The organism is Herbiconiux daphne, assembly GCF_024979295.1.
Taxonomy (GTDB): Bacteria; Actinomycetota; Actinomycetes; order Actinomycetales; family Microbacteriaceae; genus Herbiconiux; species Herbiconiux daphnes.
In genome coordinates, this window is sequence record NZ_JANLCJ010000185.1 from 1 (window position 1) to 971 (window position 971).

2 protein-coding genes are annotated in these 971 nt (G+C 48.0%); both read left to right on the forward strand.

All coding sequences use genetic code 11. The features are described 5' to 3' along the window. The coding region (locus N1032_RS23960) for a phage tail tube protein (protein WP_259542953.1) at window positions 1–588 on the forward strand (588 nt) is incomplete at its 5' end. A gap of 55 nt (window positions 589–643) precedes the next feature. After that, a complete protein-coding gene (locus N1032_RS23965) occupies window positions 644–928 on the forward strand; it encodes a hypothetical protein (RefSeq protein WP_259542955.1) in 285 nt (94 codons plus the stop codon). Window positions 929–971 lie beyond the last annotated feature (43 nt).

Here is a 971-nt window from a genome sequence, read left to right on the forward strand (position 1 = left end):
ACCGGATTTTATGATGGTGATGGTACGCCTGAAACGACTGTGATGTCCGTAAGTGCGGGCTACTCGTTTGAAGGATTCTTCGATCCAACAGATGATGCGCAAGCCTTAGTTGCCGGCAAGAAATACAAAATTGGTACCGGACGTAAAGTTTGGCACATGGTTGTTTCATCTGATGCAACGACAATGTGGACAGGTCGCGCGACAATCACGGACATCGTTGCAGGTGCCGGTGATGCGACAGAGTATGAAGAATTTTCTTGCACGATTCGTTTTGACCGTTTACCAACAGAAGCCAAAGCAAGCGGCGTTGGTGTGCCACCACACATTGGTGGACAAACACCGGTGCAATCAATCGCGATCACAATCAATGCCGGTCAAGTTGGCGACACATTAGACCTTGCCGGAACAGCTACGATCACACCATCAAACGCAGATTTGAGTGGTGCGCAATGGATTTCACTTGACACAACGATCGCAACAGTGGATCAACGTGGTCAAGCGAAATTGATCAAAGCCGGAACCGTGGAGATCGTTGTCATCAAAAATGGTGTTATCGGCAAAGCCGACATCACAGTGACAACACCCTAAGCCACCCCGCGCGAGGAAACCGGACGCGATAGTCATTGATCCAACATCAATCCAAGTGGCGGTTGATGGTGATCAATCACATGTCGCGTTTCTTATCCGATGGGGTATCAATAACGATGGTGCGTTGGATGATGCAATTGGTTACACCAAAGATGGAAGTTTCACCATTACCCAAGCTGAATCGGATGTCACCCTAGCCGGTAACAAGATCCACATTTGGGCGTATGGTTTGACCCAACATTATCCGGACGCGATCACGGCGATCAATTCGCCTGAATATCGCGCACACCCTGACAATTGGTCAGACTTAGAAACGATTGACGTTCCGACAACAAAATAAATTTTGACCCCTTTTCAGTGCCAAGTTATAATTGACTTAGTAC